At 67.5% G+C, this 14592-nt stretch carries 10 protein-coding genes and 4 pseudogenes; 8 read left to right on the forward strand and 6 right to left on the reverse strand.

Translation table 11 applies throughout. From position 1 onward, the window contains the following. Window positions 1-218: 218 nt before the first annotated feature. Window positions 219-955, reverse strand: a pseudogene (locus ACIRFL_RS42415) (dienelactone hydrolase family protein). A 507-nt stretch (window positions 956-1462) separates the two neighbouring features. Next, window positions 1463-2449: an alpha/beta hydrolase fold domain-containing protein gene (locus tag ACIRFL_RS42420; protein WP_404040723.1), complete on the reverse strand. Its 987-nt coding sequence runs from the start codon at window positions 2447-2449 to the stop codon at window positions 1463-1465. Between the two features lie 152 nt (window positions 2450-2601). Here ACIRFL_RS42420 and ACIRFL_RS42425 point away from each other — a divergent pair, with 152 nt between their 5' ends. The 4 genes and pseudogenes from ACIRFL_RS42425 to ACIRFL_RS42440 form a co-directional block, all read left to right on the forward strand. Then, window positions 2602-3360 carry a MerR family transcriptional regulator gene (locus ACIRFL_RS42425; protein ID WP_404040726.1) on the forward strand — a complete coding sequence of 253 codons (759 nt, stop codon included), beginning with the start codon at window positions 2602-2604 and terminating at the stop codon, window positions 3358-3360. 317 nt (window positions 3361-3677) lie between these two features. After that, entirely contained in the window at window positions 3678-5018 is a 1341-nt protein-coding gene (locus ACIRFL_RS42430) for an alpha/beta hydrolase (protein ID WP_404040728.1), read from the forward strand. A 410-nt stretch (window positions 5019-5428) separates the two neighbouring features. Then, window positions 5429-5776 (forward strand): annotated as a pseudogene (locus ACIRFL_RS42435) (ISAzo13 family transposase); the annotation flags it as partial. Between the two features lie 915 nt (window positions 5777-6691). After that, window positions 6692-6941: pseudogene (locus tag ACIRFL_RS42440) on the forward strand (transposase); the annotation flags it as partial. A gap of 19 nt (window positions 6942-6960) precedes the next feature. On the opposite strand, the pseudogene ACIRFL_RS42445 reads toward ACIRFL_RS42440, so the two are convergent. Then, a pseudogene (locus tag ACIRFL_RS42445) lies at window positions 6961-7482 on the reverse strand (transposase); the annotation flags it as partial. 595 nt (window positions 7483-8077) lie between these two features. On the opposite strand from ACIRFL_RS42445, the gene ACIRFL_RS42450 reads away from it, so the two are divergent. Then, the gene (locus ACIRFL_RS42450) at window positions 8078-8749 is read left to right on the forward strand and encodes a LysR substrate-binding domain-containing protein (protein WP_404040731.1); all 672 of its coding nucleotides are present in this window, start codon (window positions 8078-8080) and stop codon (window positions 8747-8749) included. A gap of 438 nt (window positions 8750-9187) precedes the next feature. Next, the gene (locus tag ACIRFL_RS42455) at window positions 9188-10072 is read left to right on the forward strand and encodes an APC family permease (RefSeq protein ID WP_404040733.1); all 885 of its coding nucleotides are present in this window, start codon (window positions 9188-9190) and stop codon (window positions 10070-10072) included. Between the two features lie 212 nt (window positions 10073-10284). On the opposite strand, the gene ACIRFL_RS42460 is transcribed toward ACIRFL_RS42455, so the two are convergent. After that, on the reverse strand, window positions 10285-10968 hold the full coding sequence (locus tag ACIRFL_RS42460; protein WP_404040736.1) for a TetR/AcrR family transcriptional regulator: 684 nt from the start codon (window positions 10966-10968) through the stop codon (window positions 10285-10287). A 394-nt stretch (window positions 10969-11362) separates the two neighbouring features. On the opposite strand from ACIRFL_RS42460, the gene ACIRFL_RS42465 reads away from it, so the two are divergent. Next, window positions 11363-11815: a hypothetical protein gene (locus ACIRFL_RS42465; RefSeq protein WP_404040738.1), complete on the forward strand. Its 453-nt coding sequence runs from the start codon at window positions 11363-11365 to the stop codon at window positions 11813-11815. 125 nt (window positions 11816-11940) lie between these two features. Beyond that, on the forward strand, window positions 11941-12330 hold the full coding sequence (locus tag ACIRFL_RS42470; protein WP_404040741.1) for a transposase: 390 nt from the start codon (window positions 11941-11943) through the stop codon (window positions 12328-12330). A 448-nt stretch (window positions 12331-12778) separates the two neighbouring features. Here ACIRFL_RS42470 and ACIRFL_RS42475 read toward each other — a convergent pair whose 3' ends face one another. After that, window positions 12779-13441, reverse strand: a complete 663-nt coding sequence (locus ACIRFL_RS42475) for an adenylate kinase (RefSeq protein ID WP_404040743.1) — start codon at window positions 13439-13441, stop codon at window positions 12779-12781. A gap of 52 nt (window positions 13442-13493) precedes the next feature. Then, entirely contained in the window at window positions 13494-14492 is a 999-nt protein-coding gene (locus ACIRFL_RS42480; RefSeq protein WP_404040745.1) for a LysR family transcriptional regulator, read from the reverse strand. Between the last annotated feature and the right edge of the window lie 100 nt (window positions 14493-14592).

Raw genomic sequence — 14592 nt, forward strand, 5'->3', positions numbered from 1 at the left:
CCAGGACGGCCTCGATCCCCTCCGGTTTCCCCATACCACTGAAACGAATCACAGAGTTGGAAGCCACGACTTGTTTCCCGGCAACCCCTTAGTGCGGCAGCGAACCCCTCTCCGTGATTGAGCATCCGCTCGAATGTGGTTCTGCTGTGCGGACTTGAGGGGAGGGGACCGTCAGTGCCCGACGCGGACCAGGCCTGGCGCCAGGCTGCTTGCCTGGATCATGCCCCCAGGCCCTCCGTCACGGGCAGGCACTCGGCGAGCAGGCCGACGACGTCGCGCCAGGCTCGCTGTGCGTGCCGTGGGTGGTAGCCGACTCCGGGGCGCACGAGGTGGTCGATCGGCGGTTGGTGGAAGGCGTGCAAGGCGCCGCCGTAGACCACGAGGCGCCAGTCGACGCCCGCGGCCTGCATCTCGGCTGTGAATGCGTCCCGTTGCGCGGGCGGCATGATCGGGTCGCCCGACCCGACCCCGGCCCACACCGGGCAGCAAATGCGCGCCGCCTCGCCCGGTCGGCCCGTGGTCAGTGCGTTGACTGTCCCGATCGCGCGCAGGCTGACGCCATCACACCCGAGTTCCAACCCGATGGCGCCCCGGTGCCGGAACCGACGGCGGCGATCCGGTCGGGGTCGGTCCGCGGTTTCGGTGCCCAACACGTCGAGCGCCGCATGGCCGATGCCCCGCATCCGGTCGGGATCAGCGAGCAGGGCATGCAACGGGACAGCATCTCCTCGGGGTCAGCCAAATAGCGCCCGCCGTGAAGGTCGAAGGCCAGCGTTACATATCCCAGCTCGGCGAGCGCATCGGCCCGGCGGCGCTCGACGTCGCTGAGCCCCGTGCCCTCTGGTCCGAGCAGCACCGCGGGCCGGCGGTCGACACCGGCCGGGAGCGCGAGGCGCCCGACCATCGCCAAACCGTCGGCCGGGTACTCGACCGTACGCGTCGTAATCGTCGTCATGAGACTGGACTGTAGGGATCGTCAAGCCCGTCCGGCCGGTGCTCTGCCATTCGACGGGCAGACCGGCGTACTCATCGGGCCCGAGGCCCGTCCAGTGCCTGTTCTCCGCGGCGCCGACGACCCCCGGACCATCGAGAAGGTCCTCAAGCTCAGTCTGCGGCTGGCGCCGCTGGACGGCGGGCACGGCGTGCAACCCAGGTGACGTCCGCCCGCCGCCCGCCCTGGACGACGTCCAGAACTCCGGTCCGCGGCCCATCCGTCGCAGACCGAAACGAAGACGGGTGCTGCCGCTCCTCGTGGACATCGAACACCGCATCAATTGAGCGCCTGGACGAGGCGGTGAACATCTGCTGTCGACACTCGTGAACAACGCCAGACGGCCGGACGGGAGCCTGACGGGTGGGCCTGGCGTGGTCAGCGCGGCCAGGGAAGCAGGGGCGCGCCACCCGGCCGGGGGCGCAGCCGACGGGATGAGGTCCGGCAGCGCGAGATCCGGCAGGCAAGCCCCTATCGGTGGCCTGGGCGAGTTGGGCCTCGGCCTGCGCGGGCGGTCAGTGTGCGGACACCGGCGTGCTCCAGAGTGAACGTCCACAGATCCACCGCCGGCACATCCCGCAGCGGAGTGGGGTCGTCACGCCACGCCTGGCCGGCGGCGAATCGGTGGACGCTTTCGACGGTCTCGTCGTACATTTCCGGGATGGCGGTTCGGAGCATCAGATCGCCTGCGTGGCAGGTCCCGGCCACGGTCCGTGACATGGCCTCGACGCCGGCTTCGACGAGACGGCGGTGGTAGGCCAGCCCTTCGTCGCGCAGTGGGTCGAGTTCCTTGACGGACAGAGCGTGGGGCGGCAGTCCGGTCAGGTCCTCGACCGTGGCGTGGTAGGGCCGGCACAGGGGATCGGTGGCGTGCTCGGCTCCGGGGTCGCAGACCTCGGCCTGGATCGCGGCTCCGTCGCATCCCATGAAGTATCCGTCGTTCTCGACGAGTGAGGGCAATGCCGCTTCGCGTTCCTCGGTGCCGGCGCTGTAGAGACCTGAGATGAACGGGGCCAGGGCGTAGACACCGTCGACGGCCGCGAGTCTGCCCTCGCGTTTCGCGCGGAGGGCGGTGGCCAGGGCGAGGTTGCCTCCTCCCGACTCGCCTGCGACGGTGAGGGTGGAGATCCCGAGCGTTGCGCGATGTTCGTGCACCCAGTCGAGCGCTGCCGTGCAGTCGTCGAGACCGGCGGGGAACGGGTGCGGGCCGCGTGCGCCGCCGCCGTTGCGGAACTCGACACCGATGACGATGATTCCGGTGGCGGCCAGTTCGTCCTGGAACCGTGCGTAGATGGGGCCCGAGCCCTTCAGCATCACCATGCCGCCACCATGCAGGTACAGGATGCCGGGCAATGGGGCGGAGGAGTCCGCGGGCCGTGTCACGTACAGCTGGATGTCGTTGCCGGCGGGGCCGGTGATGGTCTCGGTGGTGTGGTCGAGCCCGGCTGTCGGTTCCATGCCGTCGACGAATGCGGCGAGGAGCCCTTCGGTGCCGGTCTCTGCTTCCGCGACGCACTTCAGTAGTTGCTCCCGGGGGGCGTGTGTTTATGCCGGGGCACAGGTTGTACTTTCGCCGGGGCGCAGCACCGAGATCGGAAAGGTTGAACGTCATGGCGTGGAGCACCCGGCAGCTCGCCGACATCGCCGGCACCACCGTCAAAGCGGTGCGTCACTATCACCGGATCGGCCTGCTCGACGAACCCGAACGTGCCCCGAACGGCTACAAGCAGTACAGGCCGGCTCATCTCGTCCGTCTGCTTCAGATCAAGCGGATGCGCAGCCTTGGTGTTTCCCTCGCGCAGATCGGCGCGAGGGGACGAGCCGACGAGAAACCCGACGAGGCCATCCGTGTCCTGGACGCCGAACTGGCCGACACCATCGAACGCCTGCAGCGGATACGCGCTGAGCTGGCCGACATCCTCAAGCACCGGGCACCCCTCGACACCCCGCCGCCGTTCGGTCCTGTCGCCGATGAGCTGTGCGAGCGGGACCACGCTCTGGTGACCGTCTACTCGCAGGTCTTCAACCACGACGCCCTCAATGACCTGTGCCAGCTCATCTCGGAACGCGATGACCACGAGGACGAGTTCGATTCCCTCCCCGAGGACGCGGACGACGCGGGGGTCGACGAAGTGGCCGGGCATCTGGCCGTGGCGATGCGCGACCATCAAGACCGCTTCCCATGGATGAGCGACCCGGCCGGTGCCGCGCCACGAGGCAAGCAGTTCGCCGAGACGGTGATCCTCCCCGCCGTCGTCGAGCTCTACAACAAGGCCCAGCTCAAAGCCCTCGCCCGGGCCCACGCACTCAACCAGGAGTTCAGATCCACGGCGGGTACTGACGTCCCCGAGCGCCAGGCCAGTTCGTGATGTCGAGCGCGGCCTCGAAGACGCTGCCGGCCACACCGAATGTGATCTCTACGGTCGTCCGGCTTGACCTGGCCCCAGGGGCAGGGGGTGCCCTGGACCACGCCAGGAAGCGCATCGAGATCACATTCGGAGGGATGGGCATGCATCGAAGCCGTCGTATAAGCCGGGGTCTGGCCCTGACCGTTGCGATCGGCCTCGCCGGGTCGTTGGCACCGGCCGCGGCCGCCGATCGAGACGACGTAGGTCAAGTGAAGTGGGGTGCCTGTCCGGACGACGTCAAGTCCGGGGCGCCGGCCGTGAACATACAGTGCGGGACCGTGACGGTGCCGCTCGACTACGACGACCCGGACGGAACACAGATCGACCTCATGGTGTCGCGGCTGGCGAGTGAGAACCCGCAGAAGCGGCGCGGTGTGCTGTTGCTGAACCCGGGCGGTCCGGGCGGGTCCGCGCTGACGATGGCGGCCGGTCTGGTCGACCTGGGCATCCCGTCGAAGGTCCTCGACACCTACGACCTGATCGGCATGGACACCCGCGGATTCGGACACTCGGCGCCGATCGACTGCAAGTTCACGGTCGGCCAGGACTATATCGGCAATGTGCCGCCGTACGCCGTGGACAACGCGGCGGTGGTCAAGCAGGCCGAGATCGCCAAGGGCGTCGCCGGGCAGTGCGCGGCCAACGACACCGACGGCCGCATGGCCCACATCACAACCGCCAACACGGCACGGGACCTGGACCGGATCCGGGCCGCGCTCGGCGAGGAGAAGGCCAGCTACTTCGGCCTTTCGTACGGGTCGGCGCTGGGCGCCGCGTACGCCTCGATGTTCCCGGACACCTCCGACCGGATTCTCATCGACAGCAATCTCGGTGGCACTGCCCTGGACCGGGCCGGGCTTCGTCGGTACGCGCTGGGCATGGAGCAGACGTTTCCGGACTTTGCGAAGTGGACAGCGGCACGGCACTCCGCCTACGGGCTCGGACGGACGCCGGAGGAAGTGCGCGAGATGTACTTCACGCTGGCCGAACAGCTCGACGAGAAGCCGGCCTTCGGCATCGACGGACGCCAGTTCCGGATCGCCACCTTCGGTGGTCTCTACACCGAGCGGACGTACGGCCGGACGGCGCAACTCTGGGAAGCGGTCAAGGACGCCGACGTCACCGCGATCAAAAGGCTGATGGCGGAAACCCCCGGCGTACAGACGCCGGCCGGCGAGGTGGCGTCGTACTCCAACTCCTGGTCGGTCTTCCTCACGGTGACCTGCAACGACGTGGAGTGGCCCAGCGATGTCCGGGCGTACCAGCGCAGCGTTGCCGCGGACCGGAAGAAGTATCCGTTGTTCGGTGCGGCGGCGGCCAACATTCTGCCGTGTGCGTTCTGGACGCGAGGGCCGTCCGAGCCGCAGGTCGAGATCAATGACGACGGGCCGGCGAACATCCTGATCATGCAGAATCGACACGACCCGGTCACGCCGCTGCTCGGTGGGCAGTTGTTCCGGAAGAAGTTCACCGACCGCTCGCGTCTGGTGACCGCGGACGGAAGCGGTCACGGTGTCTACGTCTACGGCGGCAACGCATGTGCGCTGAACGTCGGCAGTGCCTGGTTGGCCGACGGAGTGATGCCGGAGAAGGACGTCAAGTGCCGGGCGTCGGCCTGAACCTCGGCAATGATCTGCGGCGTGCTGGACAACCCGCGCATCTGGCAGTTCCGCCGCGTCCAGGCATTGTCAGGACTGCTTACCGCCCTCCCCGGCGTTCCTCGGATCAGGCTATCGTCGCCCTGGCACGGCAGTTGGTCAGACCTGGCCCGACCGTCCCCAAGCCACGTGTGCACCGTACGGAGTGCTGTCGAATCTCGCGGACTGCCCGATTCGCTTCCTCCCGCATACGCCAACTCGCCGGGTTGTCCGGTGACGGGCTGTCCGCAGCGCTCGCACGGCGCCGGCGCCGCAGGGACGGCCGGTTTCCCGACCTCGGCGCCCGCTGCCCCCACACCCCTCACGCTCCTCGCGGAGTTGTTCCTCGCGGGCGCGGGCGCGGGCGCGGGCGGTGGTCTTTACGCCTGGAGAACGGCTACCGCTACAGAGTCTGGAAGAGCGAACTGGCTGCCCTGGCAGCCGAGACCGGACTGACGATCACGGCCTGTCACTTTCCTCCAGGCACAAGTAAATGGAACAAAATCGAGCACCGGCTGTTCTCCCACATCACCCACAGCTGGCGTGGCAGGCCGTTGACCAGCCATGAAGTCGTCATTGAGACGATCGCCGCCACTCGCACCCGGGCCGGCCTGCGCGTCGAGGCCCACCTGGATCCCGGCGACTACCCCACCGGCATCGCGATCAGCAAGGACCGCTTCGCCGCGCTGCCGCTGATCCGGCACGAAGTCCACGGTCAGTGGAACCATGCCCTGCTGCCCGAGTCCTCCACGCCGCAGACTCTGCCCACCAGCGAGGCGCACGGAGTCTCCGGCCGGCGCTGCGAGGTTCTGACCCGACTGACGGACCCCCGTCTGACCGGGCTGAGTAGCGCGGAACTCGGAAATGCATGTGCCGAGTTGGCCCCACTGCAGGCCGCCCGGTCCCAGGAACGCTACAGCCAGCAGCGCGGTGGCCGGGCCCGACGCGCTACCGGCAATCAGCGGGCCAAGGCGCTGTTCGACGACGGCGCCCGTGTGATGCTCACGCTCCTCTACCAGCGGCAAGTGTGCTCCATGAAGCTGCTGGCCGACATGCTGGAGGTCACCCCCGAATGCATCGGCCACCTGGTCGCCGAGACCCGCCGAGTCCTGGAGGACCACGGCCATCAGCCCGGATACGCCCCCAGCCGGTTCACCACGGCGGACGCGCTGATGTCCTTCCTCGACACCGACAAGGCCCCACCCCGCACCCGGAGCATGGAGAGTCTGTCCCACCCACGGCTTGCCGGCATGTCCCGCACGGACCTGGATGCACTCACTCGCCGCCTCGCCGCCTCGCCGCCTCGCCCCACGTCAGCTCGCCCAGGTCGAACGGGCCTCCTACCAGCGCCGGGGCGCCGATCGCCAGCCGGGCATCCGCGGCGGCGTCTTCCCCCAGGAGCTCGGAGACAGAGAGCGCGTCGTGGTCGCCCTCCTCTACCTGCGGAAACTGTGCACCCTGGACATCCTCGCCGACGCACTGGGGGACGTGAGCAGGTCCTCGATCGGGAACGTCGTCCGCGAGATCCGGGCCCCTGCTTGCAGAAGGCGGCCTCCTCCCAGCCCCGGCCACCACCCGCTACCGCACCGCCCCCGAGCTCCTCGCCGCCACGGACGAGCAAACCAACACACCGACAAGTTGATTCTTCACGGCTTCACAAAACCCGGAACGTTGTCAACGCCCTGCCGAAGTCGGCCCAGCCCGGAGGGAAGAAAGGCACTGCAGGAGATCTACAACGCCGAAGACCGCGACCACGCCGAGAAGGCCGTCAAGGACTTCGATCGCTCCTACGGCGCGAAGTGGCCCAAGGCGGGGAAGAAGGTCACCGACGAGGCCGATGAACTCCTTGCGTTCTACGACTTTCCCGCCGAACACTGGGTCCACCTCAGAACGACGGATGAAATCGGCAAGTCCTGCGGCGGGTTCACGTGGTGTTCTTCAAGGTGGCGGGGCCGCGGGGCTGCCAGTGGGCGGTCATCACCGCGTAGGCGTGCTCCTGCTGCTCTACGATCTCTCGTTCGTGGCGGCGCAGGTCCTTGTCGTTGTAGTCGTAGCCCAGGCCGCGGCGGGCGACGCTGCGTTCGGCGCCGGCCTGCAGCTGCAGCTTGCGTCGTTTGAAGGCGACCAGGCTGGGCCGGGCGAAGGCGTAGTCCTCACCCTTGGTGACCAGGTGCCAGCATATGGTGGTCATCTTCCGGGCGGTGGCCACGATGGCGACCTGGATGCCGCGCCGTGCCTTGATGCGCTGATAGAACGCGCGCAAGGGCCCGGGGGAGCGGGAGGCGACCCAGGCGGCTTCGACCAGCATGCCCCTGACCTGGGACCGGCCGGTCTTGGTGATCCGGCCGGTGGCGGCCGGCAGCCCGCCGGACTGGCGCACGCGGGGGTTGAGCCCGAAATAGGCGACCAGCTTGTCGGCCGAGCGGAAGCGGGCGAAATTGCCGACGGCTGCGACGACGGAACGACGTTGACGTCGACGCCGGGGATCGTCGTCAGCCGACGGACGTCCCGATCGTCCAGTGCCTCCACCGCGACCCGCTGGTCCAGCTCGGCCAGTTCCGTGCCATGGAAGTCCAGCTGCCGCAGCAGGGCGTCGACCGCCTCACGCTCGTCGTCCGGCAGCGCCAGACGCTGCAGCCAAGCACGACCACGCGTGCCGAACGCGTCGCTGACCGGCGGCCTGGGCATCAGGTTGCGGTGCAGGATCGACTGGATGCCCCGAGGCATACGACCACCGCCTTCGCCTCGGCTCCGGCCACCGAGGGCATGGAGATGCGATTCGCTCCATTTTGCCCCATTTATAGCAATGGCTGGCTCTCGGTCGGCTCCCCGCAACCGGAGCGCGACTGCGTTAACGTTTGACTCTTTGCTGTCAAGTGACGACGGCGGATGTCTGAATCCCGGGCCGGAGCCATATCGTGTGACCTGTTGATCGCCCCTAGCATCTCCATTGAAGGTACGCATGACGAAGACCGGAGAATAACCGACATCGGCGTGGACGTCGTCGGACTCAATCGGCTGAAACGTCGGCAGCCGACGGTATGGGTGGCCAATTCGGTGGTCCTTCTGTTCGCTGCCATGGCCGCCACCACCGTGCCCTGGTCTCGTTCCTCCGCGTCCACCCGGACGTCGACGTGACGGTGTCCGAGAGCCGCACTCCTTGGACCGTGCGGATGCTCGCCGACGGGGAGGCGGACCTGGGAGTCGTCCTCGACGACGAGGCCCGCGACTGCGGTCTGCGCATGGAGCCTCTCGGCGACGACTCCCTCGTCGTGATCGGCCAGGCCGGAGGGATCCTCGCCGGACGGACCGCGCTGACCTACAGCGAGGTCGCCGAACACCCTCTCGTCGGGCTCGACGCCAATTCCTCGCTGCGCCGCTGGATCGAGAAGCGCCTTGGGCCGCACGCTCCGGTGGTGCGCTACCGCACCACCGTCGCCAACCTCGGCGTCCTCGTCACCCTCGTCGCCGCCGGTGCCGGGCTCGCCGTCGTACCGCGTCGCGCCGTCGACCCCCACCAGCCGCTCGACGTGTGCGAACTGCAGGACCCCTGGGCCCGCCGCCACCATCTGCTGGCCTGGGGCGTCAGGGACCGCACCTCGCCGGCCGCCGCGGCGCTGGCCGAACACCTCCGCCAGGCGGCACTGTCCGAGCCTTTCTCCCCCTCCGCACACCAAGACCCCGCCGGCCGGCGCCCCTTCCACGACGGCTGACCGGCGGGTCCGGCTCGACGCCGGACCCGCTGCTCGGCCACGGCGAGCCGAACCCGGCCGATGCCGCGGCGCTGCTGCCCGATCTGACCGGCATCGTCCGTTCGCGGCCCGGACCACCGTTTCGGTGGGCCATCCGCCCGACTCGGTGGGTTTCCCGTGAGGGGCTGGCCGAGGGCTTGACTTCGCGCACTCCGGTACGACGTATGCGCGGCGACGGTGTCGGAGCCGGGCGGGGCCACTGGCAGCCGTGGCCGGGCGGTCTGGAACTGCCCGGCACGGGGGTACGCGGCACGGTGGTCTGGTTGCTAGTGGCGATCTCCGGCCTCGGTCTCGGCGCCCGTGGCGGCCCGGCACCGCAGGTACCGTGGCTGACGCGGGGCAGTGCTCAGCGGTGGGGCGGATACGCGGATTCGCAGTACGCGGCCAGCCCTTCCGCGAATGATCCTCTTCGCCACGCTCTGTGTCGTCTTCCTCGGCAAGCACGGCTCCGCCGCCCCGCTCACCGACTCCGTGTGGAACTCCGGCACTTCCCTCGGTGCCGTCACCGCAGCCGCCGCCATCGCCGCCTACTCCTTCCTCGGTTTCGACGCCGTCTCCACGCTCGGCGAGGAGGCCAGGGGAGGGGCACAGACGATCGGGCGCGGCATCATCGGCTGCGTGGTCGCCGCGGGTGCGATCTTCGTCGTGCTGTCGTTCGTGATGCAACTGGTCCACCCGGGCGCGAAGTTCGCCGACGTGGACGCGGCCGCCTACCACCTGAAGGTCCAGGTCGGCGGCGAGACATACGCGGAGATCGTCAACTTCGTCACCATCGCCGGGTCGATCGCCTCCTGCATCGCCCTGCAGGCCTCCGCCGCCCGCCTCATGTACGTCATGGGTCGCGACGGCGTCCTGCCCAAATCCGTCTTCGGCACGCTGTCGGCGAAGACCGGGACGCCGGTCCTCGGCCTGCTGCTTACCGCGGTCGCCGGTGTCATCGCGATGAAGCTGGACCTGACCACGGCCACCTCGTTCATCAACTTCGGCGTCTTCCTCGGCTTCGCCCTGGTGAACGTCTGCGTGATCGCGCATCTGGTCCGCGAACGCGGGCAGGGCCGCAGCCCGAACCTCTTCTCGTACCTGGTGATGCCGCTGATCGGAGCCGGCGTCTCCGTCTACCTGCTCACCAAGCTCGGTGACGTCGCGCTGAGGATCGGCGGCGTGTGGTTGGCGATCGGCGTCGTCTACCTGGCCTGCCTCACGAAGGGCTTCCGGCGGCCCGCGCCGGAGATGACCTTCGACGACGGTACCGAGGAACCGGCACCGGATGCCGTCACCGTGTAAACAGTGATGCGCCGGGTGTCCAGGCATCAGTTCCGGCTGGCTGGGCAACATTTGGTCGACAGCGCCGCGGTGCGCGCTGCCGACGGCGTGTGCGGTGAGGAGAACCGGCGCGCGCAACTGGCCGGCCTCGTCGATACGGTTGGCTGCTTTCGGTGGTCGGTGAGACGTACGACTGGTGCCTCAACGACATCGCTGGTCAAGATGCGCCGGCCTCAGAGACCGGCACCGTCCTCCACAAGACGCCGCAACGAGGGAAGGAGGCTGTCGATGTCCTGCCCGGTTCTGAACGCGACAACAGTGGTGCCACCGCCGCGCTCCGGTGGGGAGCCGGGTGCTGGAAAGAGAGCGAGCACCTCGCGCATCGCCTCGTCCACTTCCGCGACCGGGTCGGACGACTCGCCCCGCAGCCATCGACGCAGCACGTGGTTGTGGGCGGCGACCACCGCGGCGGCCATGAGTTCGGCCCTCAGCGAGGCCGATTCTGTCGGGCCACCCATCCACTCCGCGATGAACTCACGGAACAGTCGCTGATAGCGGGCCACACTGGCGATCTCCCGGTCCCGCAGGGCGGCCACCTTGCTCGTGAGGGCGTATCGCTGCCTCGCCAGGTCACCCTCGTCCACGTAGTGCAACAGGACGAGCCGGACCGCGTCCGAGACGGCGACCAGAGCGGTGTTGTTGCTCGAGGCCGCCAGCCGATCTCTGATCAGCTCCAAGAGCCGGTCGTGGTCCGGGAAGATGACGTCTTCCTTGGAGCGGTAGTTCCGGAAGAACGTCGTGCGTCCGAGGCCCGCTCGCTCGGCGATGTCGTCGACGGTCGTCTGCTCGTATCCGCGCTCGTCGAAGAGCGCGAAAGCGGCGTCTGCCAGTCGGATCCGTGCAGGTGGCTTGCTCATGAGCACTCATCCTCCCCCGCCCTGCCACGCAAACGCCACTCGTCACCTTGATGGAACTGAATGCTGCGCTGCGGGGATCGGCTACCAGGCGCCAGTGGTAGGGCATGGACATGACCTCAGGGTTCCCATCACCCAAGGCCCAGCCCCCTCAAGTGCGGCATGACGGGAGCGCGCATCTCGCCGCCCGCTCCACTGGCCCCGCACCTCACCAGCGACTTCTCCGCCTGCCGCGCGTGCGGGCTCCGCAATGTGTGGAACTGAGTACTTTACATTCGGAACTCAGCCCCATACTGTGTGTGTGCACGTCACCCGAACGGTGCGACGTGCTTCAGCCGTGATCGGTGAGCCCTCGCCCCGTCGCGGGTCGTTTCGGGACCGAGGACGGAGAGACGCCGTGCTCTATGCAGCGATCGAAACCATCGAAACCACGGACAGCGCCCCCGCTGAGCAGGAGGCCGGTTCGAGCGTCGCGCCCCCGGACGCGGAACGCCTCGAGCAGGTGCCGCTGGGCGGAGTTGGGGAGGAAGGGCTGTACTTCCAGCGCTGCCGCTGGTGCAAGACCACTGCCTTCCGCCGTCTGCTCTGTCCCGTCTGCGCTTCGACCGACTTCGCCTGGGAGCGTAGTTGCGGCATCGGTGTCATCCGCCACGTCATGGCCCCAACCCAGAGCTTCGGGAGACAGTGCGTGCTCGCCACCATCGACATGCACGAGGGATTCTGGGTGTCTTCCAAGATCATCGGTGTGCCGCCGCGCGTGCGGCCCGGTGTCTCGGTGTGTCTGACCCAAGGCGTAGAATCCGGCGCTCAAACCCTCCTCTTCCGCCTCACCGAGTCTCCGCGGCATTGAACGGGCAACAGCGCTCCTTGCCCGGCAAGCCAACGATCACTCTCTAGTAGTGCTTGGTGAAGCTTCCCCTTGATCGTGGACACCTGGAGACTGGGATCTTGGGGTTCCAGAGGAAGTAGCACCAGGTGGGAAGTAAGTACACGAAGCGGTACACCGAGGAGTTCAAGCGGGATGCGATCGCGCTCGTCGATTCCTCGGGCAAGACGGTCACCGCCGTCGCCCGAGAGCTCGGGATCAGTTCGGAGTCCCTGCGCGGCTGGTACCGCCGGGCGAAGGCGGACCGGGGTGAGGGCGAGTCCGGTGAGCTGACCAGCGCCGAGCGTGAGGAGCTCAAGCGGCTGAGCGGCAGGCACCCGTCGAGGTCCATGGCCTGGTGTTCGGCGCGCTGGCTCCGGCTCATCCGCATACACCACCCCGCCCAGGCCAGCCGACGGAGGGCTGGATGCCTTTCAGTGTGTGGTGAACCCGGCGTGGCTCCCGCGCTTCGCCAGGCTGATGGCCGTAGCCGACAGTGATCCCGCCGAGGGCTTCGCTCACGCGCTGGACCTGCTCATTGACGGCTTTGCCGCCGCCCCTGACGGCAGGCAGCCACCGTGACCGCTCACGATCTATGGCTGAGCATGCCGAACGGCGAGTGCTGAGTGGCTGGCGGACGCAGGCGGTCCGTGCCTCCAGTGTGGGGCCGGCAAGAAGTACAGAATGCCGTCCGTTGACGTAGCGTCTCGTGTTGAGGCGCCTGATCTGATCGCCGTTCAAGAGCCGAGCGCGTCCTCGCGGCTGGCACGAAGACCATGCCGTGTGTTCCTCGATGGCACTGGCCGGATGAACGCAAGCAGTTCATGGGCTCCCTGTGAGACGACGTCAGCGTTGTGGAGGGCGTGACCGGCGCCGGCGCGCTCATTGCACACGAGAGCAGAAGCCCCACCCGGAAAGAGAGCTGCGGCACAGCGTGCGGATGAACGCCTACTTGCCGTCTTCGTCAGGCTTGAGCGCCTCCATGACGCACGTCGTGACGTCCTCCACCGTGCCGACCGCCGCGACCGTGACCACTAGGCCGTGCGCCTTGTAGTAGTCGGTGATCGGCTCGGTCTGCGTGTGGTAGACCTCGAGCCTCGTGCGGACAGTGGCCTCTGAGTCGTCGTCCCGCTGGTACAGCTCACCGCCGCAGGCGTCGCAGACGCCTTCCTTTTTCGGCTTGCTGTACGTCAGGTGGAAGACGTGGCTGGAGTCCTTGCGGCAGATCCGCCGCCCGGCGATCCGCTTGACGACCTCTTCCTCGGGGACCTCGAGGTCGAGCACCGCGTCCAACTTCATGCTCTCGGACCGGAGCATCTCGTCCAGCGCCTCGGCCTGGGACACGTTGCGCGGAAAGCCGTCCAGCAGGAAGCCGTTCTCGGCGTCCGGCTTCTCCATGCGGTCCTTGGCCATCCCGATGGTGACCTCGTCCGGCACCAGGTCGCCCGCGTCCATGTAGGACTTCGCGAGCTTCCCGAGCCACGTCTGCTGGCTGATGTTGGCCCGGAACAGGTCGCCCGTGGAAATGTGCGGGATCGACAGGTTCTTGGCGAGGAACGCGGCCTGCGTTCCCTTACCGGCACCCGGCGGCCCGACGAGGACGATACGCATCAGCGGAGGAACCCTTCGTAGTTGCGCTGCTGGAGCCGGCTCTCGATCTGCTTCACGGCTCGGAACAGACCTCATGTTCCGAACTGCACCCTGAACTGCTGAGTGTGTCTTCGCTGGTGTCATCGACCTGAACGCGGGAGACTCCTCGCGGAGAGCCAATCTCGGTCGCGTGCATGAAATCCAAGAAACGAGCCGCGACAGGCGAGAGGTCCTGAGAACAGTGGTACGCCACGCCGATGACTCTGGTTGCATCCGGTGAATCCACGGGTACTGCGACGAGATCATCCCGACCGAAGCCCTGCACTTCCAGAGCCGGCAGAGCGGCCACACCCACCCCAGCCCGTAGCAGGCCACGGATCGTCGCTGCGCTGCATGCATTGAAGCGCTCGCTCACTGAGATTGAGTACTCGCTGAACGCAGCGTCGGTGATTGCTCGGATGCTGGTTCCGGGTCGGGTTGCGAGTACGGTCTCGCCCCTGAAGTCCGACCACGAGATGGACTTCTGCGTCGACCAAGGGTGGCCGCGGTGCGCGACGCCGTAGAACTGTTCCCGCAGCAGGGGTTCGAAACAGAAGCTGTCCTGCAGGTCACCATGGGCGGTCAGCCCGAGTTCGACAGTTCCACCAGCGAGGCGTTCGACAACGTCATCCGCGGCTCCGTCTACGATCTCGAACTCCACCTCGGGGTGATCCAGCATGAAGCCGCGGATCATTCCCGGCAGCACGGCCGCTGCGAGTGACGGCAGTGCGGCTACGGCGATGGTTCCGGACTGCGCTGCCACGTAGGACATGAAGCGGCCCAGCCGCAGATCCATGTCGTCGAGGACGGCACTCGTCATGAGCAGGAAGGCATGGCCCGCTGCCGTGGTGTCGATCTGCCGAGTGGTGCGGTCGAACAGCCGCACCCTCAGGAGACGTTCGACTTCCTTGATCCTTCTGCTGAGGACCGACTGAGAGATGTGCTCCGCCGCGGCTGCTTTCGTGAAGCTGCCGGATGCGGCGAGGGCTCGGACTGCGCGAAGCTGCTGGAGCGTCAAGTCAGGAATCGGCATGGCACCACCTAGTGTCTCGTGATCCTGTTCATGGAACCTGAGGCTTCTGTGATCGTTGAGTCAGGTATGGATCTCTCCTCTGAACAGATGGCAGAACTGC

Origin of the sequence: Streptomyces sp. NPDC102462 (genome assembly GCF_044765425.1) — a bacterium.
In the GTDB taxonomy this organism is placed as follows: domain Bacteria; phylum Actinomycetota; class Actinomycetes; order Streptomycetales; family Streptomycetaceae; genus Streptomyces.